Below are 21741 nucleotides of genomic sequence, written 5' to 3'. Positions count from 1 at the left end.
TGACTCCCTACCGTTGCGTCCCTACTCTCGGGACTGCGTAGGCGGTCAACGGTCTTTGACCGCCTACTGTTCCTTCCCCTGCAGTGCGAAACGAGTGCAAGCGTGCGTGCCTACCTCACCGTCTGGCGGCTCCCCTCCGCCAAGGTGCTCCTCCTCGCCGGCTTCGCCGGCCGGCTCCCGTCGTCCATGGTGCCGCTGGCGCTGCTGCTCATGGTGCAGCAGCAGACCGGTTCCTACGCGATCGCCGGCCTCGCGGCGGCCACGCTCGGCATCGCGTCGGCCGTCATGGCGCCGGTGCTGGGCCGGCTCGCCGACCGGCGTGGGCCGCGGCCGATCCTCCTGACCCAGGCGGCGCTCTACCCGCTGCTGCTCGGGCTGCTGGTGGCGGTGACCCTCGGTGGCGCGCCCCACCTTGCCGTCGTGGCCGCCTCGGCGCTGGCCGGCGCGAGCACGCCGCTGGTCTCGGGCACCGTCCGCGCCCTCTGGTCGCGCACCGACCCGCGCAACCGGCCCACCGCCTACGCCCTGGACGCCACCGCCACGGAGCTGGTCTTCGTGGTGGGCCCCGCGCTGGTCGCGGCGCTCGCCGTCCTCGCCGCGCCGGCCTGGGCGGTCGGGGTGGCCGGGGTCCTCGCCGTCGCCGGGGCGGTCGGTGTCGCGGGAGCGGCCCGGTCGTGGGTGCCCCAGGCGGCGCCGTCGGCGACCCTCTTCTCCACGGTGCTCGCTCCGGGCATGCCCCGCGTGCTGGTCAGCGGTTCGGGCCTGATGCTCGGCTTCGGCGCGCTCGAGGTCGCCATCCCCGCCTTCGCCGACTCCATCGGCACGCCGGGGATGTCCGGCGTGCTGCTCGCCGTCTGGGCGCTCGGCTCGGTCGCCGGCGGCCTCTGGTTCGGCGCGCGGGTGCTGAGCGCCTCGCTGCCCCGGCAGTACCGCTGGCTGCTCTTCGGCGTCACCATCGGGCTCGCCCCGCTGGCCTGGGTGTCGAGCCCCTGGGCGCTCGGCGTGCTGCTCTTCCTGGGCGGGACGGCGATCGCCCCCACGCTCACGGTGCAGAACTCGCTGGTCGGCTCGCTGGCCCCGGTGCACGCCACCACCGAGGCGTTCACCTGGCTGTCGACCATCACGGTGGGGGCCTCGGCCATCGGTGCCGCCCTCGGCGGCGCACTGATCGAGACGAGGGCGGGCATCCCGGGGGCGCTGGTGCTCGCCTGCGCCGGGGCCGCGGCCGCGGTCGTCGTCACCCTGGTGCCCGGCCGCGGTCCGCTGGCGCCCAGCCGGTCGCGGGAGACCGTCGCGGCCTGAGTGGCCGCGCACCCCCGGGAGATGCCGGTGCGGGGCGCTGGTAGTCTCTCTCCTCGGTGGTTACGAGGTGACTCGAGCCCCGGGAGGCTTCGCCTAGTCCGGTCTATGGCGCCGCACTGCTAATGCGGTTTGGGTTAATCCCCATCCCGGGTTCAAATCCCGGAGCCTCCGCGCACGACAACTGAACACAGGCACCCGTAGCTCAACGGATAGAGCATCTGACTACGGATCAGAAGGTTAGGGGTTCGAATCCCTTCGGGTGCACGTCTGGTTGAGACACCGAGCGGCCCCGCACTTCGACGGAAGTGCGGGGCCGCTTCGTCGTCCAGGGTTGGCTGTCATGCCGCGCGTCGTTGGCCTGCTGCGCGTAGTTGCTCGACTACTCTCGGTCAACGTCCGATAGCGGCGCACCGCCGGCCCTCGTCTGCCGGGTCGCAGCCGCCGTGCTCGATCCGATCCGAGGACCGACGTCATGAACAAGCGCTCCCTGGCCGTGCTGGCCGCCATGACCCTGATCGGCGGCTCCGGGCTCACCACCGCCGCCCTCGCGGCTCCCCGCCCGGTCGCCTCGCAGACCCAGGCAGCGGCCGCGCTCCCCGCTCCGGCCGAGGTCACCGGCGAGGTCGTCGACCAGCGGGCGGTGCTCCGCTGGGCTCCTGTCGCCGGAGCCCGCGACTACCTGGTCCTCGACGTCACCCGGAGCGGCGCGGGGCGCTCGGTCGGCTCCACGAGCGGGACGTCGTGGACCTCACCGCGCCTGCCGCTGTCGACGCCGGCCTACTCCTTCGTGGTCGTGGCCCGCGACTCCGCCAAGAAGCAGGGCGTGCGCAGCGAGCCGGTGCGGGTCTTCCCGGGCGGACAGCCGGCGACCCCGAGCACCCCACCCGCCGAGCCGGCCACGCCCACGGAGCCGGCCACGCCGCCCACGGAGCCGACCGAGCCGACGACCACCCCGACCGACCCGACGACGCCGACCACCGGGACGACGCCGACCACGGAGCCGACGACGGCGACGCCCACCGAGCCGACCACGCCGCCGGTCGCCGAGCCGGACGGGTCCGTCCCCGCGCCCACCCGCGTCTGGAGCTACGAGGACGCCGCGGGCCTGCTCCCGGACCCGTGGGACGAGGTCCACGCCCTCCGGTCCGACACCCAGGGCCTGACCACGGACAACCCCTACCCCGGGAGCTCCCGGACCGCCTTCTTCTCCGTCCGCCCCGGCGACACTGGCTGGAACGGCACCAAGGGGACCTTGCGGTCGGAGGTGCGCGACTCGATCGCCGACTCGGGGGAGGTGCAGCCCGGTGACGAGCAGTACTGGGCCTGGTCGACGTTCTTCCCGGCGTCGTTCGACTGGGACGAGCGCGGCCAGTTCCTGATCTTCACCCAGTGGCACCAGACGGTGAACTCGGGCAACCCCAACGTCCACTTCTGGTCCGACGTCGACGAGAAGCTCATGGTCGACGTCCGCGGGGGCGCCGGCGGCCGCGTCGCCGGGGACGCGCAGTACGTCGAGACGTTCGAGCTCGGCTCGATCGACAAGGGCGCCTGGAACGACCTCACGGTCCGCTTCGTGTGGTCCCCGGACCCGGCGACGGGCCTGATCGAGGTCTGGCACCAGGGCGAGAAGGTCCTGTCGGAGAACGCCGCGAACCTGTACGACGGCCAGTCGGTCTACATCAAGCAGGGGATCTACTCGGCGGCCGGCACCGCGGCGACCCACTACCTGCAGCACGCCCCGATCGGGTTCGGGCCCACCCTGGAGTCGGTCGCGCCGCTGAACGCGCTGCACCGGCCGGCCGGCTGACCGGGCGCCGGACTCCGAGCGCAGTGCCGACCGGCCCCGCCCCCGATCACGATCAGGGGCGGGGTCAGGGCTTTCCCTGATGTTCGGGAGCTCCTCCTCCGGAAGCCTCTCCGGCGACGGGCCGCGCCCCGATCGTCGGGGTGGCCCGACCTCCTCCCACCAGCTGGCGGGATGGGCGTGCGCGCCCGGGACCAGCAGATTCGCAGGCGGACATCCGCACTCGGACGGGAGCAGGATCATGCACGCACGCAGCAACCTCGCGGGGCGGATCGGGCGGTGGAGCGCCCGCCACCGGAAGACGGCGGTGCTGGGCTGGCTGGCCTTCGTGCTGGCCGCGGTCGCCGTCGGCGCGGTGGTGCCGCAGGCGCAGCTGACCGCCGCCGAGCAGACCATCGGCGCCCCGGCGCAGGCCCGGCAGATCCTCGACGCGAACGGCTGGGAGGAGCCGGCGTCGGAGATGGTGCTCGTCCAGCGCGCGACCGACGTCCCCGAGGCCGCCGGCACCGCCGCCCTCACCGACCTGGTCGGCGCGCTCGGGGAGACCCCCGGGGTGACGAACCTGGTCAGCCCGCTGGACGGCGCCCCGCTGGTGTCCGCCGACGGCCGCTCCGCCCTGGTCACCTTCGACATCACCGGCGACGCCGAGGACGCCGGGGAGCGGATCGGCGCGATCCAGGACGCGGTGGACGGCGTGGCCGACCGCCACGGCGACGTCCGCGTCGAGCAGTTCGGGGACACCAGTGCCGACCTCGCGCTCTCGGACACCCTGGACGCCGACTTCCAGCGCGCGGAGCTGCTGTCGATCCCGATCACGCTGGCGGTGCTGCTGCTGACCTTCGGCGCCCTGGTCGCCGCCGTCCTGCCGCTGCTGTTCGCGCTGACCGCCTTCGTCGGCGCGCTCGGGCTGCTCAGCCTCACCAGCCAGCTCTGGCACGTCGACCAGACCGCATCGATCGTGATGCTGCTGATCGGCCTGGCCGTGGGCGTGGACTACTCGCTCTTCTACCTGAAGCGGGAGCGGGAGGAGCGGGCGAAGGGCGCCGGGCCGGTCGATGCCCTGGACATCGCCGCCGCGACCTCCGGGCACTCCGTGCTGATCTCCGGGATCACCGTGATGGTGGCGATGGCCGGCATGTTCCTCACCGGCTTCTCCGTCTTCACCGGCGTCGCCTCGGCCACGATCCTGGTCGTCGCCTGCTCGGTGCTCGGGTCGCTCACCGTGCTCCCGGCGATGATGGCCTGGCTCGGCGACCGGGTCGACAAGGGCCGGCTGCCGTTCATCGGGCGCCGCACCGCCGGCGGACCCGGCCGGTTCTGGCCCGCGGTGCTCGGTGCGGTGCTGCGCCGGCCGCTGGTCGCCGCGCTGGGATCGGCCGCCGTGCTCGTCGGCCTCGCCGTCCCGGCCCTCTCCATGGACCTGCGCGCCGAGGGCGTCGAGGACCTGCCCCAGGACCTCGCCGTCATCCAGACCTACAACCGGATCACCGAGGCGTTCCCCGGGGGCCCCTCACCGGCCGAGGTCGTGATCGAGGCGCCCGACGTCACCGCGCCCGAGGTGCAGTCGGCCATCGCCGACCTGCGGGCCGGGGCGCTGGCCAGCGGGCAGATGAACGAGCCCATCGGGGTCGAGACCAACGAGGCCGGCACGGTCGCCGTCGTCAGCGTGCCCCTGGTCGGTGACGGCGAGGAGCAGGCCTCCCGCGACGCGCTGGTCACCCTCGCCGACGACGTGGTCCCCGCCACCGTGGGTTCGCTGGAGGGCGTGACCGCCGTCGTGAGCGGGAGCACCGCCTACTCGGTGGCCTTCGACGACCTCATGGCCGAGCGCACGCCGTGGGTGTTCGGCTTCGTCCTGGTGCTCGCCTTCCTGCTGCTGCTCGTGTCGTTCCGGTCGGTCACGGTGGCGGTCGTCGCCATCGTGCTCAACCTGCTCAGCGTGGCCGCCGCCTACGGCGCGATGGTGCTGGTCTTCGAGGAGGGCGTGGGCGCCGACCTGATCGGCCTGGACCGCACCGGCGCGATCGTGAACTGGATCCCGCTGTTCCTCTTCGTGATCCTCTTCGGCCTCTCGATGGACTACCACGTGTTCATCCTCAGCCGGATCCGCGAGGCCCGGGACCGCGGCCGCAGCACCGCCGACGCCGTGGCCCAGGGCATCACGTCCTCGGCCGGGGTGGTCACCAGCGCCGCGGTGATCATGGTGTTCGTCTTCCTGACCTTCGTGACGCTGTCGATGACGAGCATGAAGCAGATCGGCCTCGGGCTCGCGGTCGCCGTCCTCCTCGACGCGACCGTCGTCCGGGCGATCCTCCTGCCCGCGGTGATGCAGCTGCTCGGCGAGCGGAACTGGTACCTGCCCCGCTGGCTGCGGTGGCTGCCCGCCGCCCGGCACGAGGCGGCCGCGCCGGTCCCCGTCGTCCCCGGGCCGCGCCGGGAGGCGGACCAGCCCCTGGTGCTCTCGGTGGACTGACCCGCACCCGCGCTCTAGGGGCGTTCCTCGTGGTCAGGTGGTCCGGCAGGGCCCGAGAACCGCGAGGAGCGCCCCCGGAGCGTGCGTCCGGGTCACGGGTCGTCCCGCTGGTCGCCGCCGTCCCAGCAGCCCCGCCGGTTGCTCGGCGGAACGTGAGCGGGCCGCTACCGTCCGCTGCGTGATCACCGGTTCCCGCAGGTCGGGGCGTGCGTCAGGTCGTCGTCCCCGCTGGGGGCTGGTCGCGCCGGTGGCGGCCGCCCTGGTGCTGCTCACCGCCGCACCCGCCCCGGCGGAACCCGTCGATCCGGCCCCGGGCAACCGGGCGCCGGTGGCGGTGGACGATGCCGTCTCCTACTCGCTCGGGCACGGTCGGGATTGGGTGGTCCCCGCCCTGGCCAACGACAGCGACCCCGAGGGGGACGCGCTCACGGTCACCGCCGTCACCCCGGCGACCAAGGGGCGCGCCTTCGTGGAGGGCGGCCGGCTCTTCTACAGTCCGTGGTTGGGGTACGAGGGCACCGACACCTTCACCTACACGGTCTCGGACGGGCACGGCAACACCGCGACCGGAACGGTGACCGCCACGCTCTGGCTGGACCCGGGCACGCCGATGGACGTGGGGATCACCAGCCCCGCTCCGGGCTCGGTGACGGTGACGTGGGCCGCCACGGCACGAGCCGAGACCTACCGGGTGTACCGCAACGGCGTCCTCCGCGGCACCACGTCCGAGCTCAGCTGGACCGACACCGGGCTGCTCGACACGGTCTGGTACCAGTACCGGATCGCGGCCGTCAACGGTGGCGGGTCCGAGGGCTGGCAGCCGTCGCCCATCGTCCATCGGTCCAGGCAGCCGGCGGCGCCCGCCGGGCTCGTCGCCGACGGTACGGATACCCCGACGACGCTCGCGCTGACCTGGGCGACCGGAGGCCGGGCCGGGCCGTGGCGGGTGTACCGGGACGGGGTGCTGCTGACCACCACCACGGAGCCGCGCTTCCAGGACACCGGCCTCGTCACCGGCCGCGAGTACAGCTACCAGGTGCAGGTGCCCGAGCGCTCCGACGCCACTCTGGTGCAGCCGGCGGGCGAGCTGTCCGCGCCGGTGCGGGCGACCCCGGTCGAGCTCACCGCGATCGGCCGGCTCTTCTGGCAGCTGGGCTGGCGGACCGGGTTCCTCGGTGCGGTCACCGTGCCCGAGCGGGCCATCGCCGGCGGCCGGCAGCAGGACCACGATCGCGGTCTCATCCTGCAGCAGGACGGCCAGGACCCGCTGACCGTCTCGTCCGACTACGCCACGCTGTACGTCGCGGCCGGCGGAGCCGGTGGCGCGCTCGGCTTCCCCGTGGACGACCGCCGCTGCGACCGGCGCGACCGCGGCTGCGCGCAGTTCTTCGAGGGCGGCAGCATCTGGAGCAGATACGGGACCTGGGGCACGGTCGTCGGCCAGGTGGTCGAGGACGCGTGGTCGGCCACCGGCCTGGAGGATGGGTGGTTGGGCTACCCCACCTCCGACCTGGTCCAGCGGCGCGGCGGCACCAGTCAGCAGTTCGAGGGCGGGGCCGTCTACTGGAGCCCGGCCACCTCGTCGCACGGCGTCTGGGCGCCGGTGCTGGAGGCGTGGGGACGGCTGGGGTACGAGACGGGCGTCCTCGGCTACCCCGTCTCCGACGACATCGAGCTGCGGGGTGGATCGGGGCAGGTGTTCCAGGGCGGCGCCGTCTACTGGTCCGAGCGCACCGGTGCGCATGCCATCGGCGGAGCGATCCGGGCGACGTGGGGGCGCACCGGCTACGAGAACGGCGTGCTCGGCTACCCGAGCTCGGACCCGATCACCCTGCGGGGCGGCGTCGGGCAGCGGTTCGCCGGAGGGAAGATCTACTGGACCCCCGCCACCGGAGCCCACGTCGTCCGCGGCTGGCTGGGTGACACCTGGGCGGCCTGGGGCTCGGAGGTCGGCGTGCTGGGCTACCCGCTGATGAGCGAGGTGTGCGGGCTGCGGGGCGGCGGGTGCGGGCAGGTGTTCCAGGGCGGCAGCATCTACCTCACCGCGGCGACCGGGAGTCACGTCATCGGCGGCGCGATCCGCGACCGGTGGGCCGCCCAGGGCTACGAGGCCGGCTCGCTGGGCTACCCGACCAGCGACCACATCTGCGGGCTGCGCCAGGGTGGGTGCGGCCAGCTGTTCCAGGGCGGGCGCATCTACTGGACGCCGGCCACCGGCGCGCACAGCGTCCGCGGCGTGATCGGCGACGCATGGGCCGCGCAGGGCTGGGAGGCGGGGCGGCTGGGCTACCCGGTCGGCGGCGAGCTCGGTTCCTCGTCGTTCGTCGTCCAGCAGTTCCAGGGCGGCCAGATCATGTGGCGCGCCTCGACGGGGCGGACGACGGTGACCTACCACCGCTGACCACTTTGCGATCACGTGACAGAACCCGCCGAGCGGTGGCGGGTCCGCGACGCGGGGGTATCGAGGAGGCGGGCCGGCCCAGGCGGGCCCTGTCGTTGCCGCCTGCGCGAGGAGTTCCGTGTCGCCCCGTCCCGCCATCGACGGCCTGCCGCTCCCGGGGGTCGAGGAGGCGCCGCGCCGGCGGGTCCACCGCGGGACCGTGCTGCTGTCGCTCGCGCTGGCCGTGGTGGTCGCCGGCGCACTGGTCGCGGCGCTGGCCCTGCCGGTCGTGGGGGGCGCCTCCCTAGCTACCCGCACCGGTACCGACCTGCTGCGGCCGGTCAGCGCCGACCTGCTGGACCGGACGCCGCCGGGCAACACCCGCGTCCTGGCCGCTGACGGCTCGCTGATCGCCGAGCTGTACCGCCGCAACCGCACCGTCGTGCCCGGCGAGGCCATCGCCCCGGTCATGAAGGACGCGCTCGTCGCCATCGAGGACAGCCGCTTCTTCGAGCACGGCGGGGTCGACGGCAAGGGCCTGGCCCGGGCGCTGCTCCGCAACCTGACCGCGGGGGAGGTCGTCGAGGGCGGGTCGACCCTCACCCAGCAGCTGGTCAAGCAGATCCGGCTGCAGTCCGCGGTGGACCCCGACGCGCGCGAGGCGGCGACCGAGGAGAGCGTCGGCCGCAAGCTGCGCGAGGCCCAGCTGGCCCTGGCCCTGGAGCAGCAGTACAGCAAGGACGAGATCCTCACCCGCTACCTCAACCGGGTCTACTTCGGCGCCGGCGCCTACGGGGTGGCCGCCGCGGCCGACACGTACTTCGGGACGACGCCGGACGCGCTGACCCTCGCGCAGGCCGCCACGCTGGCCGGCCTCGTGCAGAGCCCTACCCGGTACGACCCGTTCACCGCCCCGGAGCTCGCCACCGAGCGGCGCGACGTCGTCCTGGCCCGGATGGCCGAGCTCGGCATGGTGGACCAGGCGGCGGTCGACGAGGCCCGGGCCACCCCCGTCACCGTCACCCCCGGGGCGGGGCCGCCGCGCGGCTGCCGGGAGGCCCTCATCGGCGCCTTCTTCTGCGACTACGCGCTCGACCACCTCACCGGGGTCCTCGGGCTCGACCAGACCGAGCTGGAGACCGGCGGGCTCACGATCCGGACGACGCTCGACCCGCCCATGCAGCGCGCCGGCGACGCCGCGGTGCGGCAGACCCTCGCCGTCGAGGACCCGCGCGCCGGCATCTACACCGCCGTCGAGCCGGGGACCGGCCGGGTGCTCGCCATGTCGGTCAACCGCAACTTCGGCGCCGTCCCCGGCGACCCGACGTACACGACCGTCGGCCTCAACGTCGTCCCCGGTCAGGGCGCCGGCTCCGTGTACAAGGTGTTCACCGCCGCGGCCGCGATGGAGCAGGGCTTCGGGCTGGACCACCGGATCACCACGTCCGACCCGTACGAGTCGACGGTCTACCGGGACGGCGACGGCCCCTACGACGTCGAGAACGCCGGCCGCTACCCCCGCACCCTGGACATGGAGCGGGCGCTCTACATGTCCTCCAACACCTACTTCCTGGCGCTCGAGGACCAGCTGGGCAGCGTCGAGGCCCCGGTGCGCATGGCCCAGCGGCTGGGGCTGGCCTCGCTGGACCCGATCGCCGACGGGATCATCGCGGAGAACCGCGGCTCGTTCACCTTCGGCCCCGAGGCCACCAGCCCGCTGCACCTCGCCAACGCCTTCGCGACGCTGGCGGCCGGCGGCACCCGGTGCGCGCCGTCGCCGATCATCCACGTGCTCGACCGCAACGGGGAGCCGCTGCTCGGCGAGGACGGCCAGCCGCTCGGTGGGCCGCAGTGCGAGGCCGGCGTCGTCGACCCGGCCCTGGCGAACACCCTGAGCCAGGCCCTGCTCAAGGACGTCGAGCCGGGCCACTCCGGCCAGACGGGCCGGCGCGCCCACGTGCCCGGCCACCAGATCGCCGGCAAGACCGGCACCACGCAGAACAACTACTCGATCGCGTTCGTCGGCTACACCCCGCAGCTCGCGGCCAGCGTGATGGTCTACGACCCGGTGGCCAACCAGGACGTCGGCGGCTTCGGCGGCGGCAAGGCCGCGCAGATCTGGCACGACGCGATGCAGCCGATCCTGAGCAACCGGCCGGCCGTGCCGTTCCCGCCGGCCGACGCCCGGTTCGTCGACGGCACGCGGGCCACCGTGCCCGGCGGCTGCGCGGGCGGCTCCGCCGACCGCTGCCGCGGGATCCTCGGGGCCCGCGACCTCGGGGCCACGATCGTCCGCGTCGACAGCAGCCGGCCGCCGGGCACCGTCGTCGCGGTCGACCCGGCGCCGGGCGCGGTCGTGCAGGCCGGCCAGGCGATCACCGTCCTCACGAGCAACGGTGCCCGGTGGAACCCGCCTCCGCCGCCGCCGCCGCCGCCGCCGCCGCCGCCGCCGCCGCCGCCGCCGCCGCCGCCGCCGGCCCCCGAGCCGACGCCCGAGCCGCCGCCGCCGGCCCCCGAGCCGCCTCCTCCGCCGGCCCCCGAACCGCCGCCGCCACCGACGGAGCCCCCGGCTCCGGCGACGCCCCCGCCGCCGACGACGCCGCCGCCCCCGCCCACGGAGCCGCCGCCACCCACGGAGCCTCCGCCGCCCGCGACGCCTCCGCCACCGACGGAGCCGCCTCCGGCGACGCCTCCGCCGCCGGTGGACCCCACCACCGAGCCGCCGACCCAGGGCACGACGGAACCCCCGCCGCCGACGGCATAGCCGCACGGGTCCGCGACGGGGTGGAGGAGTGGGGGGCGGGGGGCCGGTCCTGACGGTCTGGCCGCGTTGGTCGGTCTACCCAGCAGTGGGTAGCCACTCGTTGCCGGCTACCCCCGCCCGGACACCACTGTGACCCCCGCCACACCCGACCGTCAACCCCTGCCCGGGGTGTCCCGGGCGGCGTCGGACCCTCCATCGGACCTCGGCGCGGAAAGCCCCAGGTCGACCCGGACGTGCCGGTGCGGGACGTCCTAGGCGACGCGGCGCAGGATCTCCGGGCTCAGCTGGTCGACCGCGGTGTGCCCGGTCAGCCCGAGGGTCAGGTCGAACTCGCCGACGACGTCGCCGATCACCTGGCGCACCCCCTCCTCGCCGGCCAGGGCCAGCCCCCAGGCGAAGGGGCGGCCCAGCAGCACCGCCCGGGCACCCAGCGCCACCGCGGTGAAGACGTCCGCGCCGGAGCGGATCCCGCTGTCGAGCAGCACCGGCGCGCGGTCACCGACCGCCGCGACCACGTCGGGCAGCGCGTCGAGCGCGGCGATCGAGCGGTCCACCTGCCGGCCGCCGTGGGTGCTGACCACGACGCCGTCCATGCCCTCGTCCAGGGCCCGCCGGGCGTCGTCGGGGTGCAGCACGCCCTTCAGCAGGATCGGCAGCTTCGTGCGCGAGCGCAGCCAGGCCAGATCGGTCCAGCTGATCGAGGGCCGGGAGTAGATGGACAGGAACGTCTCGACGGCGGCCCGGGGCAGCGGCGAGCGCAGGTTGTCGCGGAACGAGCCGGGCCACGCCCGGGCCATCGTCACCAGCGCCCTGACCGCCGCCGGGGTGGGGCGGGGCTGTGGCGGAGCGGGGGTGGGTGGGGAGGTCGTAGCGGCCGCCCGCTCCTCCACCAGCCGGCGGAACACCGGGTCGGAGGTGTACTGCGCGATGCCCTTGCCCAGCGCGAAGGGCAGGTGGCCGAGGTCCAGGTCGCGCGGCCGCCAGCCGAGCATCGTGGTGTCGAGGGTGACGACGAGCGCTTCGCACCCCGCGGCCTCCGCCCGCCCGATCAGGCTCTCGACCAGCTCGTCGGAGGTCGACCAGTACAGCTGGAACCACCGCGGCGAGCCGCCCATCGCCGCCGCGCACTCCTCCATCGGGACCGAGGCCTGGTTGGAGAAAACCATGGGGACGCCGGTGGCGGCGGCCGCGCGGGCGACGGCGGCGTCGGCCTCGGGGTGCACCAGCTCCAGCGCGCCGACCGGACCGAGCAGCACCGGCGCGGGCAGCCGGCGGCCGAACAGCTCGACCGACGTGTCGCGGGCGCTCGCGTCGCGCAGCACGCGGGGGACGACGGCCCACCGGTCGAACGCGGCGCGGTTGGCCCGCTGCGTGACCTCGTCGCCGGCGCCGCCGGCCACGTAGGCGTAGGCGCGGGCGTCGAGGACCCGCTTCGCGCGCTCCTGCAACCGCCGGATGCCCACCGGCACGCGGGGGGAGCGCCCGAAGACCCCCGCCCGGTAGACCTCGTTCTGCCGTCGTCGGCCCACGCCCACCTCGTCCACGCGGTCACCGTAGTGACCCCGCTCTCACCTCCAGGGACGGGGCGGCCGGGGGCTAGGTGACGGCCCGGTGACGGCCGACCGGCCGGGCGGCGAACGAATCCGCGACACGCCGCACGACACGCGCGACACGCTCGTAACGGGGTAGCAACGAAGCGTCACATCCTGCATCATCTGGAACTCAGGCGCATCGAAAAGGGAGCTCGGGCTGACCAGCAGGTGGGAGCGGACCGCCGCGCCGACGTGGACGACGTCGGAGCGCGGGGCACGGAGCGCCCGATCCGCCGGTGCCGTGGCCGGTCTCCTGGCCCTGTTCCTCGCCGCCGCCGTCGCAGCGGCCGTGCCGGCGCGGGCCGTCGACGACCCGACGCGGCCCGACGCCCGGGTCACCCACGGCCCCAGCTGCCACCCCGGTGGGATCGTGGTCGAGGTCGCCGCCGGCACCGTCCCCTACACCGTGCGCCTGGCCACCACCCGCCGGCCGGCGGGCGAGGACGACGCCGTCCTCGTGGCGCGGGGGAGCGCCGTGCTCCGCACCGCCGACGTCGCGCCCGGCGAGACCATCGATCCGTGGCTGGAGTTCACCGCGCAGGACGGATCCGGCGTCGCCTACGTCGACGAGCTCGCGGACTACACGCTCACCCGGCCGACGGTCGAGGACTGCGAGCTCGCGCTCTCCCCTCCGCCGCCCCCGCCCGCCCCGCCCACCGCGACCATCGAGCCGACCGCCCCGGGCTCGTCGCCGTCCACGGGCACCCGCGCCGCCCCCTCGGGCACGCCGGCCCCCGTGCCCGGCACCCTGCCGGGCACGACGCCGGGCACCGCGCCCGGTGGCACCCCGACGACGACGCCCGCCGGCGCCGGCGGCACGGCTCCCACGAGCACGGGGTCGACGTCGTCCCGGACGGGGGAGCCGGTGGGCATCCCGATGACCCGGGCCGGTGAGCTCGCGGCCCAGGTCCGCGCGGGCGGCACGGTCACCCTCCGCGGGGCCGGCTTCATCCCCGGGGAACGGGTCGACGTCGTCCTGCGCGGCAGCGACGCGGTGCTGGCCAGCGCCACGGCCGACGGCGAGGGCGCGGTGCGCGTCGAGGTCCGCATCCCCGAGCGTCTGGCCTCCGGCCCGGCGACACTCGACCTCGTGGGCGCGGACTCCGCGGTGAGCACCGGGGTGGGCCTCCAGGTCGCCGCCGCCTCCGGCCCGATCGGGACCCCGAGCGGCGGCTTCGCGCTCGCCTCGCTGATCGCCGCCGCGGCCGCGCTGCTGGCCACCGTCGCGGGCCTGGTCTCGGTCGTGACGCAGCAGCACGGCGGCCGCCGCGACGGCACGCCGATCCGCACCGGCTGAGCGGTTTCACCGGCCCCTGATCCGGGGACGATGACCGGGTGCCACTGTCCGAGGACGCGCTCGCGCGCGGTGTCCCCCGGGACGCCGCCGCTCTTCCCGGAGTCGCTCCCCGGCCCGCGGAGACGTGGTTGCGCATCGTCCAGGTGCACGACCGCATCACCCGCCGGGTCGACTCGGCGCTCCACCGCCACCACGACCTCTCCCTCACCGGGTTCGAGGCCCTCCGCCGGATCGCCGACGCCCCCGGCCAGCGGGCCTCCATGGGCGAGGTCGCCGAGGCCGTCGGGCTCTCGCGGCCCGGGGTCACCAGCACGATCAACCGCCTGGTGGCCCAGGGGCTGGTGCTGCGGGAGCGCGGCGCGGGGGACCGGCGGCTGCTGCACGCCCGGCTCACCCCGGCCGGCCTCGAGCGGGTGACGGCGGCCCGGGAGACCCACGACGAGCTCGTGGCGCACCTGCTCACCCTGCTCGGCGACGACGCCGCCGTCGTCACCGACGCCCTGGCCCGGGTCTCCGCCGCCACCCGTAGCCGGCACTGACACCGCCGGGCCGCGCGGTGCGGCCCGCGTTACGGTCCCTGCGTGTCAGACGTGAACGGTGCCCAGGCCCTCATCCGCACGCTGGTGGACGGCGGGGTCGACGTCTGCTTCAGCAACCCCGGCACGTCGGAGATGCACTTCGTCGCCGCGCTCGACCACGTGCCGGAGATGCGCGGCGTGCTCTGCCTGTTCGAGGGCGTGGCCACCGGCGCCGCCGACGGCTACGGGCGGATGACCGACCGCCCGGCCTCGGTCCTGCTGCACCTGGGCCCGGGGCTGGCCAACGGGCTGGCCAACCTGCACAACGCCCGGCGCGCCCGGACGCCGGTGGTCACGGTGGTGGGCGACCACGCCGGCTACCACAAGGCCTACGACTCGCCCCTGGAGTCCGACATCGACGCCCTCGCCGGCACGGTGTCCGGCTGGCTGCGGCGGTCGGCCGGCGCCGCCGACGTGGGTGCCGACGCCGCGGACGCCGTCGCGGCGGCCCGCACGTCCCCCGGCCGGATCGCCACGCTGATCCTGCCCGCCGACACCTCCTGGTCGGTCGGCGCCGCGGTCGCCGCACCGCGGCCGGTCGAGGCCCCGGCCGCCGTGCCCGCGGACGCCGTCGCCGCGATCGCCGCCGTCCTCACCTCCGGGGAGCCGTGCGCGCTGCTCGTCGGCGCGGGGGCCACCCGCACCCGGGGCCTGGTCGCCGCCGCCCGGGTGGCCGCCGCCATCGGGGCGCCGCTGTACTGCGAGACCTTCCCCGCCCGGCTCGAGCGCGGCGCGGGCCGGCCGGCCGTCGAGCGGCTGCCCCGCGCCGCCGACCAGGCCGCCCGGCGGCTGGCCGGCGTACGGCACCTCGTGCTGGTCGGCGCGCAGGCGCCGGTGTCGTTCTTCGCCTACCCCGACCAGCCCAGCAGCCTGGTGCCCGAGGGCTGCGAGGTGCACGAGCTGGGGACGGTCGCCGACGACCTGCCCGCCGCGCTGGAGCAGCTCGCCGAGCTCGTCGGCGCCCCGGCGGAGGCTCCCCTGCAGGCCGCCGCCCGGCCGGAGCTGCCCACCGGCGAGCTGACCCTCGACGCGATCGGCCGGCTGCTGGGCGCGCTGCTGCCCGAGGGCGCGATCGTGGTCGACGAGGGGGTGACCTCCACCCGCCAGCTGCCCGGCCCGACCGCCGGCGCCCCGGCGCACGACTGGCTCACCCTCACCGGAGGCGCGATCGGGCAGGGCCTGCCGGTGGCGACCGGGGCCGCGGTGGCCTGCCCGGACCGCCCGGTCGTCTGCCTCGAGGGCGACGGCAGCGCCATGTACACCATCAGCGCGCTGTGGACCCAGGCCCGCGAGCAGCTCGACGTCACCACGCTGGTGTTCAGCAACCGCTCCTACCGGATCCTGGAGGGCGAGCTGGCCAACGTCGGCGCGGCCGCGTCCGGCCCCCGGTCGAGGGACCTGCTGGAGCTCGGGCGGCCCGAGCTGGACTTCGCCGCGATGGCGTCCGGCATGGGCGTCCCGGCGACCCGCGCACGGACCGCGGAGGAGCTCGCCGACCAGTTCCGGAGGGCGCTGGCCGAGCCCGGTCCGCACCTGATCGACGTCGTCCTGCCGGGCTCCTGATCGAGTCCGGATCGTTGCCGACCGGCCGGTCGGCGGCCCGCGTGCTGTGCTTACATGACCGTGGGCCGGGTCACCGTTGACCTCTGCGTTCGCCGCCGGCCGACCTCCTGGGGGAACCACATGCGCACTCCATCTGCCCTCGGCAGCGTCCTCCTGCTGGGTCTGCTCGCCGCGTGCGGCGGCGACGACGAGGCGGGCACCTCCGAGGAGGCCGCGGCGTCCTACCCGACCGAGGACATCCGGATGCTGGTGCCCTACGGCGCCGGTGGCCCCACCGACCTGACCACCCGCACCGTCGGCGCCTGCATCGAGGAGGAGCTCGGCCAGCCGGTCGTGGTCGAGAACATGGAGGGCGGTTCGGGGGCCCTCGCCATGACGGAGCTGGCCGGCGCCGAGCCCGACGGGTACACCCTGTCGCTGGTCACGGCCGGCACCACCGTCCTCACCCCGCTGGCCAACGACCTCGACTACACCAAGGACGACTTCACCCCGATCGGCGTCATGTCCGAGGTGCCGTCGGTCCTCGCGGTCGGGGAGGGCTCGCGGTTCACCTCCGCCGAGGACTTCTTCGAGGCCGCCGAGGCCGAGCCCGGCACGCTCACCGTCGGCGTGCCCGGCGCCTCCACCCCGCAGGGGATCGAGCTGCAGCGGCTCGCCGACGAGTACGACGTCCAGGTCACCGCCGTGCCGTTCAACGGCAACGCGGAGATGACCACGGCGATCCTCGGCGGCAACGTCGACGCCGTCCTCATCAATGCCTCCGCCGACGTCGTGGAGAACATCGACGCCGGCGCCTTCCAGCCGCTGGTCGCCTCGTCGGAGGAGCGGCTGTCCTGGCTGCCCGACACCCCGACCTTCGCCGAGCTGGGCTACGAGAGCCTGACCCTGTCCGGCTCCACCTTCGGCCTGGCCGGCCCCGCCGGGCTGCCCGACGAGGTCGTCACGACGCTCGAGGACACCCTGCAGACCTGCCTGGGCCAGGACGAGGTCCGCCAGACGATCGGCGAGCAGTACGTGCGCGAGGAGTTCGCCGGCGCCGACGAGCTCGGCTCGGTCCTCGACGACACCCAGCAGGCGTACGAGCCGATCCTCGGCTGACCTGCGCCCGATCCGTACCGATCCGCACCACCCCGGAGGAACCATGCGACGTTTCCGCGCCACCGCGCCCGCCATCCTGGCGGCATCCGTCCTCGTCCTCGCCGCCTGCGGCGACGACGCGACCGACACCGAGGCCGGGGGCGAGGGCGGCGAGGCCGCCGCCGAGTACCCCACCGAGGACATCAGCCTCATCGTCCCCTACGCCGCCGGCGGGCCCACCGACCTCGCGGCGCGCACCATCGGCACCTGCATCGAGGAGGAGCTCGGCCAGACCGTCGTGGTGGAGAACCGCGAGGGCGCGTCCGGCTCGGTCGGCATGCAGGCCATGCTCGCCGGCGGGAACGACGGCTACAGCCTCTCGCTGATCGCGGTCCCCGCCTCGGCGACCAATCCGCTGCAGGACGACGTCGGCTACACCAACGAGGACTACGTCCCGATCGCCGCGGTCACCCAGATCCCGTCGGCGCTCATCGTCGGCGAGGACTCGCAGTTCGCCAGCGCAGAGGAGTTCTTCTCCTACGCCGAGGAGAACCCGGGTGAGCTGAACGTGGGCGTCCCCGGCACCACCACCTCCCAGGCGATGGAGCTGCGGCGGCTGGCCGAGGAGTACGACGTCGAGGTCACCGCGGTGCCCTTCACCGGCAACGCCGAGATGACGACGGCGATCCTCGGTGGCAACGTCGACGCCATCTTCATCAACTCCTCGCAGGACGTGCTGACCAACATCGAGGCCGGCAGCTTCGTGCCGCTCGCGGTCAGCCCGGCCGAGCCGGTCGACTACATCGACGCCCCGACGCTGGCCGAGTCCGGCTTCGAGGAGCTGACCAGCAGCGTCTCGGTCTTCGGTCTGGCCGCCCCGGCCGGCGTGCCGGACAACGTCGTCTCCACGCTCGAGGAGACCGTCGACACCTGCCTGCAGAAGGACGCCGTCCGCGAGCAGCTCGGCGAGGACTACGTGCCCGACGAGTTCATCGGCTCCGAGGCGTTCGCCCAGCGCATCGACGAGATCGTCGAGGCGTACGGTCCGATCCTCCAGGAGTGAGCCCCGTCGTGGGCCCGGCCGGAAGCGGCCGGGCCCACGACGCCGGTCCTCCCCGTCCCGCCTCGTCCTGAGAGGGTCCGATGTCCAAGCACCTGTACCGGCTGGCCCCCGCGGTCATGCTGGTGCTCGGCCTCGCCGCGATGTACGGCTCGTACGAGCTCGGGCTCGGTGAGCTGAGCGCCCCCGGCTCGGGGCTCTGGCCGTTCCTGGTCGCCTGCCTGTTGACCCTGACCGCGGTCCTGCTGCTGTTCATCGACGACCCGGCCGACTACGAGCCGTGGACCCGGAGCGCCCTGGGCATCGTGGGCGGGCTGGCGGGTCTCGCGGTCTTCATCGTGCTGTTCGAGATCATCGGCTTCGTCGTCCCGGCCATGCTCATGCTGTTGTTCTGGCTGCGGCTGTTCGCCAAGGAGCCGTGGCGCCTGGCGGTCCCGCTGGCGGTCGGTGGGGCACTGTTGTTCTACGTGCTGTTCGAGGTGGCGCTGGCCGTGCCGTTCCCCGACGGCATCCTCTTCGCGGGAACGGGGCGCTGACGTGGGCATCCTCGACGGGATCGGTCAGGGCTTCGGTGTCGCCCTCGACCCGACCAACCTGCTCTACGTCTTCATCGGCGTGCTCATCGGCACCGTCATCGGCGTCCTCCCCGGGCTGGGCCCGACGGCGACGATCGCCCTGCTGCTGCCGCTGACCTACTCGATCGAGCCGGTCACCGCGGTCATCCTGCTGGCCGGCATCTACTACGGGTCGATGTACGGCGGCACGATCACCTCGGTGCTGCTGCAGTTGCCCGGCGAGGCCGCGTCGGTGGTCACCACCTTCGACGGCTACCAGATGGCCAAGCAGGGCCGGGCCGGCCCGGCCCTGGGTATCGCCGCGGTGGGCTCGTTCATCGGCGGCACCGTCGCCGTGATCGGGCTGACCCTGCTGGCGCCGCCGCTGGCCGACCTGGCCGTCGAGTTCGGCTCCCAGGAGTACGTGGCGCTCACCGCTCTCGGCATCCTGCTGGTGACCTACCTGGGCACCCGGCACCCGGTGAAGAGCCTCTGCATGGCGGCCCTGGGCCTGTTCCTGGCCACCGTCGGCCAGGACGACATCACCGGGACCACCCGGTTCACCTTCGGGCAGATCGCGCTGTTCGACGGGTTCGACTTCGTCGCGGTGGCCATGGGGCTGTTCGGCGTCGGCGAGATCCTCTACAACGTCGAGAAGACCGAGAAGGCCCAGGCGGTCAAGACCAAGCTGAAGAACATCTGGCCGAGCCGCAAGGACTTCCGCGACTCCTCGGGCGCCATCGCACGCGGCTCGGTGATGGGCTTCTTCATCGGCGTGCTGCCCGGTGGCGGTGGGGTCATCTCCTCGCTGGCCTCCTACGCGACGGAGAAGCGGCGGGCGAAGGACCCGACCCGGTTCGGCAAGGGCGCCATCGAGGGCGTCGCCGGGCCCGAGACGGCGAACAACGCCTCGTCGACCTCGGCGTTCATCCCGCTGCTCACCCTCGGCATCCCGGCGAACGTGGTGCTGGCGCTGATCTTCGGCGCACTGCTGGTCCAGGGCATCACCCCGGGCCCGCAGCTGATCTCCCAGGAGCCCGAGATCTTCTGGGGCGTCATCGCCTCGATGTACATCGGCAACCTGATGCTGCTGGCGCTGAACATCCCGCTGGTCGGGGTGTTCGTGCAGCTCCTGCGGGTGCGGTCCGGGATCCTCGCCGCCTTCGCGCTGATGGTCACGATGGCCGGCGTCTTCTCGGTCAACAACGACTCGTTCGACATGTGGGTCGTGCTGATCTTCGGCGTCATCGGCTGGCTGATGAAGAAGACCGGGTTCGAGCCGGGCCCGCTGGTGCTCGCCTTCGTCCTCGGCTCGATCCTCGAGACCAATTTCCGCCGATCGATGCTGCTCTCCGGCGGCGAGTTCTCGACCTTCTTCACCCGGCCCATGTCCGGGACCATCTTCGCCCTCATGGCGCTGGTGATCCTCATCAGCGTGGTGTCGGGCATCCGTAAGCGTCGCGGGCGCAGCCGCCCGGCCACGCCGGGCGATGAGGACCTCGCGGCCGCCGGGATGACCGCGGAGCCCGAGGGATCGCCCGGGGCCGAGTCGGCGGCGCCGGTGGGCGGCGCGGTCTCCACGGCGCCCCAGGACGGCACCGGGTCCGCACCGCGCGACGGCACCGGGGCCTCCGGGTCGACGGCGCACGGGAGGGGCGAGGGGCCCGACCGTGGCTGACCGGACGCGGCGGACACCGTCGCGAGCGGCTGCCCGCGCGGCGGCGGGACGACGTCCGGAGGCGCAGTGATCGACAAGCGGGTGGCGTCCCTCGCCGAGGCGGTCGAGGGGCTGGCGGACGGCTCGACCGTCCTGGTCGGCGGCTTCGGCGCGGCCGGCGTCCCGGTGGAGCTGGTGCACGCCGTCCTCGAGCAGGGCGCGCGCGACCTGACCATCGTCACCAACAACGCCGGCGCCGGTGAGACCGACGTCGCCGCGCTCATCCGGGAGCACCGGGTCCGGAAGATCATCTGCTCGTACCCGCGGTCGGCCGGGTCGATCTGGTTCGAGGAGTTCTACCGGGCCGGCAACATCGAGCTCGAGCTCGTCCCCCAGGGCACGCTGAGCGAGCGCATGCGGGCGGCCGGGGCCGGGCTGGGTGGCTTCTTCACCCCCGCCGGCGCCGACTCGCTGCTCTCCCGCGGCAAGGAGGTGCGGATGATCGCCGGACGGCGGCACGTCTTCGAGGAACCCCTCGGCGGGGACATGGCCCTGGTCAAGGCGCTGCACGCCGACCGCTGGGGCAACCTGGTCTACAACAAGGCGGCCCGGAACTTCGGCCCGACCATGGCCACCGCCGCCACGACCACCGTCGTGCAGGTGCGCGGGTTCGTGGAGCTGGGCGACCTCGACCCCGAGGCGGTCGTGACCCCGGGCATCTTCGTCGACCGCGTCGTGGAGGTGGCGGAGTGAGCGGTCCTCAGCTGTCGCACACCCAGATGGCCGCCCGGGTGGCACGGGACATCCCCGACGGCGCCTACGTGAACCTCGGCATCGGCATGCCCACGCTGGTCGGCGACGTCGTCGCCGCCGACAAGGAGATCATCTTCCACAGCGAGAACGGCATCCTCGGCATGGGCCCGGCGCCGGCACCCGACGAGGTGGACTGGGAGCTGATCAACGCGGGGAAGCAGCCGGTCACGCTGCTCACCGGCGGCTCGTACTTCCACCACACCGACTCGTTCATGATGATGCGCGGCGGACACATCGACGTCACCGTGCTGGGCGCCTTCCAGGTGTCGCAGCAGGGCGACCTCGCGAACTGGGCCACCGACGACTCGAACCTGCCGCCGGCCGTCGGGGGCGCCATGGACCTCGCCGTCGGGGCCAAGCGGGTGCTGGTGCTGATGATGCACACCACCCCGGACGGCCGGCACAAGCTGCTGCCGGAGTGCACCTACCCGCTCACCGCCGCCCGCGTGGTGCACCGGATCTACACCGAGCTCGCGGTCATCGACGTCGGGCCGGACGGGTTCGTGGTGGTGGACATGGTGGCCGGGCTCGACCGGGAGGAGCTGCAGCGGCGCACCGGCGCGCCGCTGACCTTCGCCGACGACGTCGCCGTCCTGGTGCCGGCCGACGCCTGACCTCCTTCGGCCGCTGAACTCGTCCGGCCGCTGACGTTCTCCGGCGAGCGTCGGTCGCTGCCCACAGCAGTGGGCAGAGACCGACCTGCCACGCATGCCCTCCACCCGGTCGCGGCTCCCATCGATGGACCGGGACCCGGGCGCGCGCAGCCCGGCGGCCGTTCCCGGCACGTCCATCGACTGCGACGCCGGACACTTCAAGCCCGTAGTGTT

The 21741-nt window shown here is 74.2% G+C and carries 15 protein-coding genes and 2 tRNA genes; 16 read left to right on the top strand and 1 reads right to left on the bottom strand.

Going from position 1 to position 21741, the window contains the following annotated elements:
- Window positions 1-102: 102 nt before the first annotated feature.
- The 7 genes from BD833_RS12350 to BD833_RS12320 all read left to right on the top strand — a co-directional run bounded on the left by BD833_RS12350 (window position 103) and on the right by BD833_RS12320 (window position 10723).
- Entirely contained in the window at window positions 103-1302 is a 1200-nt protein-coding gene (locus BD833_RS12350) for an MFS transporter (protein WP_166533439.1), read from the top strand.
- 82 nt (window positions 1303-1384) lie between these two features.
- Window positions 1385-1473: transfer RNA gene (locus tag BD833_RS12345), tRNA-Ser, on the top strand.
- Between the two features lie 20 nt (window positions 1474-1493).
- Window positions 1494-1566, top strand: a tRNA-Arg gene (locus tag BD833_RS12340).
- A 208-nt stretch (window positions 1567-1774) separates the two neighbouring features.
- On the top strand, window positions 1775-3109 hold the full coding sequence (locus BD833_RS12335; RefSeq protein WP_166533438.1) for a heparin lyase I family protein: 1335 nt from the start codon (window positions 1775-1777) through the stop codon (window positions 3107-3109).
- A gap of 238 nt (window positions 3110-3347) precedes the next feature.
- A complete protein-coding gene (locus tag BD833_RS12330; protein ID WP_166533437.1) occupies window positions 3348-5579 on the top strand; it encodes an MMPL family transporter in 2232 nt (743 codons plus the stop codon).
- Window positions 5580-5757: 178 nt separating this feature from the next.
- The gene (locus BD833_RS12325; RefSeq protein ID WP_166533436.1) at window positions 5758-7980 is read left to right on the top strand and encodes an Ig-like domain-containing protein; all 2223 of its coding nucleotides are present in this window, start codon (window positions 5758-5760) and stop codon (window positions 7978-7980) included.
- A gap of 118 nt (window positions 7981-8098) precedes the next feature.
- On the top strand, window positions 8099-10723 hold the full coding sequence (locus BD833_RS12320; RefSeq protein WP_243737624.1) for a transglycosylase domain-containing protein: 2625 nt from the start codon (window positions 8099-8101) through the stop codon (window positions 10721-10723).
- Window positions 10724-10974: 251 nt separating this feature from the next.
- Here the strand turns inward: BD833_RS12320 and BD833_RS12315 are convergent, their stop codons facing one another.
- Complete coding sequence (locus BD833_RS12315) at window positions 10975-12267, bottom strand: alpha-hydroxy-acid oxidizing protein (RefSeq protein ID WP_166533435.1); 1293 nt, start codon at window positions 12265-12267, stop codon at window positions 10975-10977.
- A 289-nt stretch (window positions 12268-12556) separates the two neighbouring features.
- Between BD833_RS12315 and BD833_RS12310 the strand changes: the two genes are divergently transcribed.
- The 9 genes from BD833_RS12310 to BD833_RS12270 all read left to right on the top strand — a co-directional run bounded on the left by BD833_RS12310 (window position 12557) and on the right by BD833_RS12270 (window position 21528).
- On the top strand, window positions 12557-13612 hold the full coding sequence (locus tag BD833_RS12310) for a hypothetical protein (RefSeq protein WP_166533434.1): 1056 nt from the start codon (window positions 12557-12559) through the stop codon (window positions 13610-13612).
- 38 nt (window positions 13613-13650) lie between these two features.
- Window positions 13651-14151, top strand: coding sequence for a MarR family winged helix-turn-helix transcriptional regulator (locus BD833_RS12305; protein ID WP_166533433.1), 501 nt, complete (start codon window positions 13651-13653; stop codon window positions 14149-14151).
- Between the two features lie 42 nt (window positions 14152-14193).
- Window positions 14194-15753 (top strand): acetolactate synthase large subunit, encoded by a 1560-nt coding sequence (locus BD833_RS12300; RefSeq protein WP_166533432.1) that lies wholly within the window; start codon window positions 14194-14196, stop codon window positions 15751-15753.
- Between the two features lie 120 nt (window positions 15754-15873).
- On the top strand, window positions 15874-16851 hold the full coding sequence (locus tag BD833_RS12295) for a tripartite tricarboxylate transporter substrate binding protein (RefSeq protein WP_166533431.1): 978 nt from the start codon (window positions 15874-15876) through the stop codon (window positions 16849-16851).
- 43 nt (window positions 16852-16894) lie between these two features.
- Window positions 16895-17893, top strand: a complete 999-nt coding sequence (locus BD833_RS12290; protein WP_166533430.1) for a tripartite tricarboxylate transporter substrate binding protein — start codon at window positions 16895-16897, stop codon at window positions 17891-17893.
- An 80-nt stretch (window positions 17894-17973) separates the two neighbouring features.
- Window positions 17974-18426, top strand: coding sequence for a tripartite tricarboxylate transporter TctB family protein (locus BD833_RS12285; protein ID WP_166533429.1), 453 nt, complete (start codon window positions 17974-17976; stop codon window positions 18424-18426).
- Between the two features lies 1 nt (window position 18427).
- Window positions 18428-20122, top strand: a complete 1695-nt coding sequence (locus BD833_RS12280; protein WP_166533428.1) for a tripartite tricarboxylate transporter permease — start codon at window positions 18428-18430, stop codon at window positions 20120-20122.
- Between the two features lie 66 nt (window positions 20123-20188).
- On the top strand, window positions 20189-20854 hold the full coding sequence (locus BD833_RS12275) for a 3-oxoacid CoA-transferase subunit A (RefSeq protein WP_166533427.1): 666 nt from the start codon (window positions 20189-20191) through the stop codon (window positions 20852-20854).
- A complete protein-coding gene (locus BD833_RS12270; RefSeq protein WP_208092621.1) occupies window positions 20851-21528 on the top strand; it encodes a 3-oxoacid CoA-transferase subunit B in 678 nt (225 codons plus the stop codon). Before BD833_RS12275 ends, BD833_RS12270 begins: the two co-directional genes overlap by 4 nt.
- Window positions 21529-21741: the final 213 nt, after the last annotated feature.

It is taken from the genome of Blastococcus xanthinilyticus (assembly GCF_008124835.1).
Classification (GTDB): domain Bacteria; phylum Actinomycetota; class Actinomycetes; order Mycobacteriales; family Geodermatophilaceae; genus Blastococcus; species Blastococcus xanthinilyticus.
Note: the sequence above shows the minus strand (reverse complement) of the source record. Positions and strands in the feature narration are given on the sequence as shown.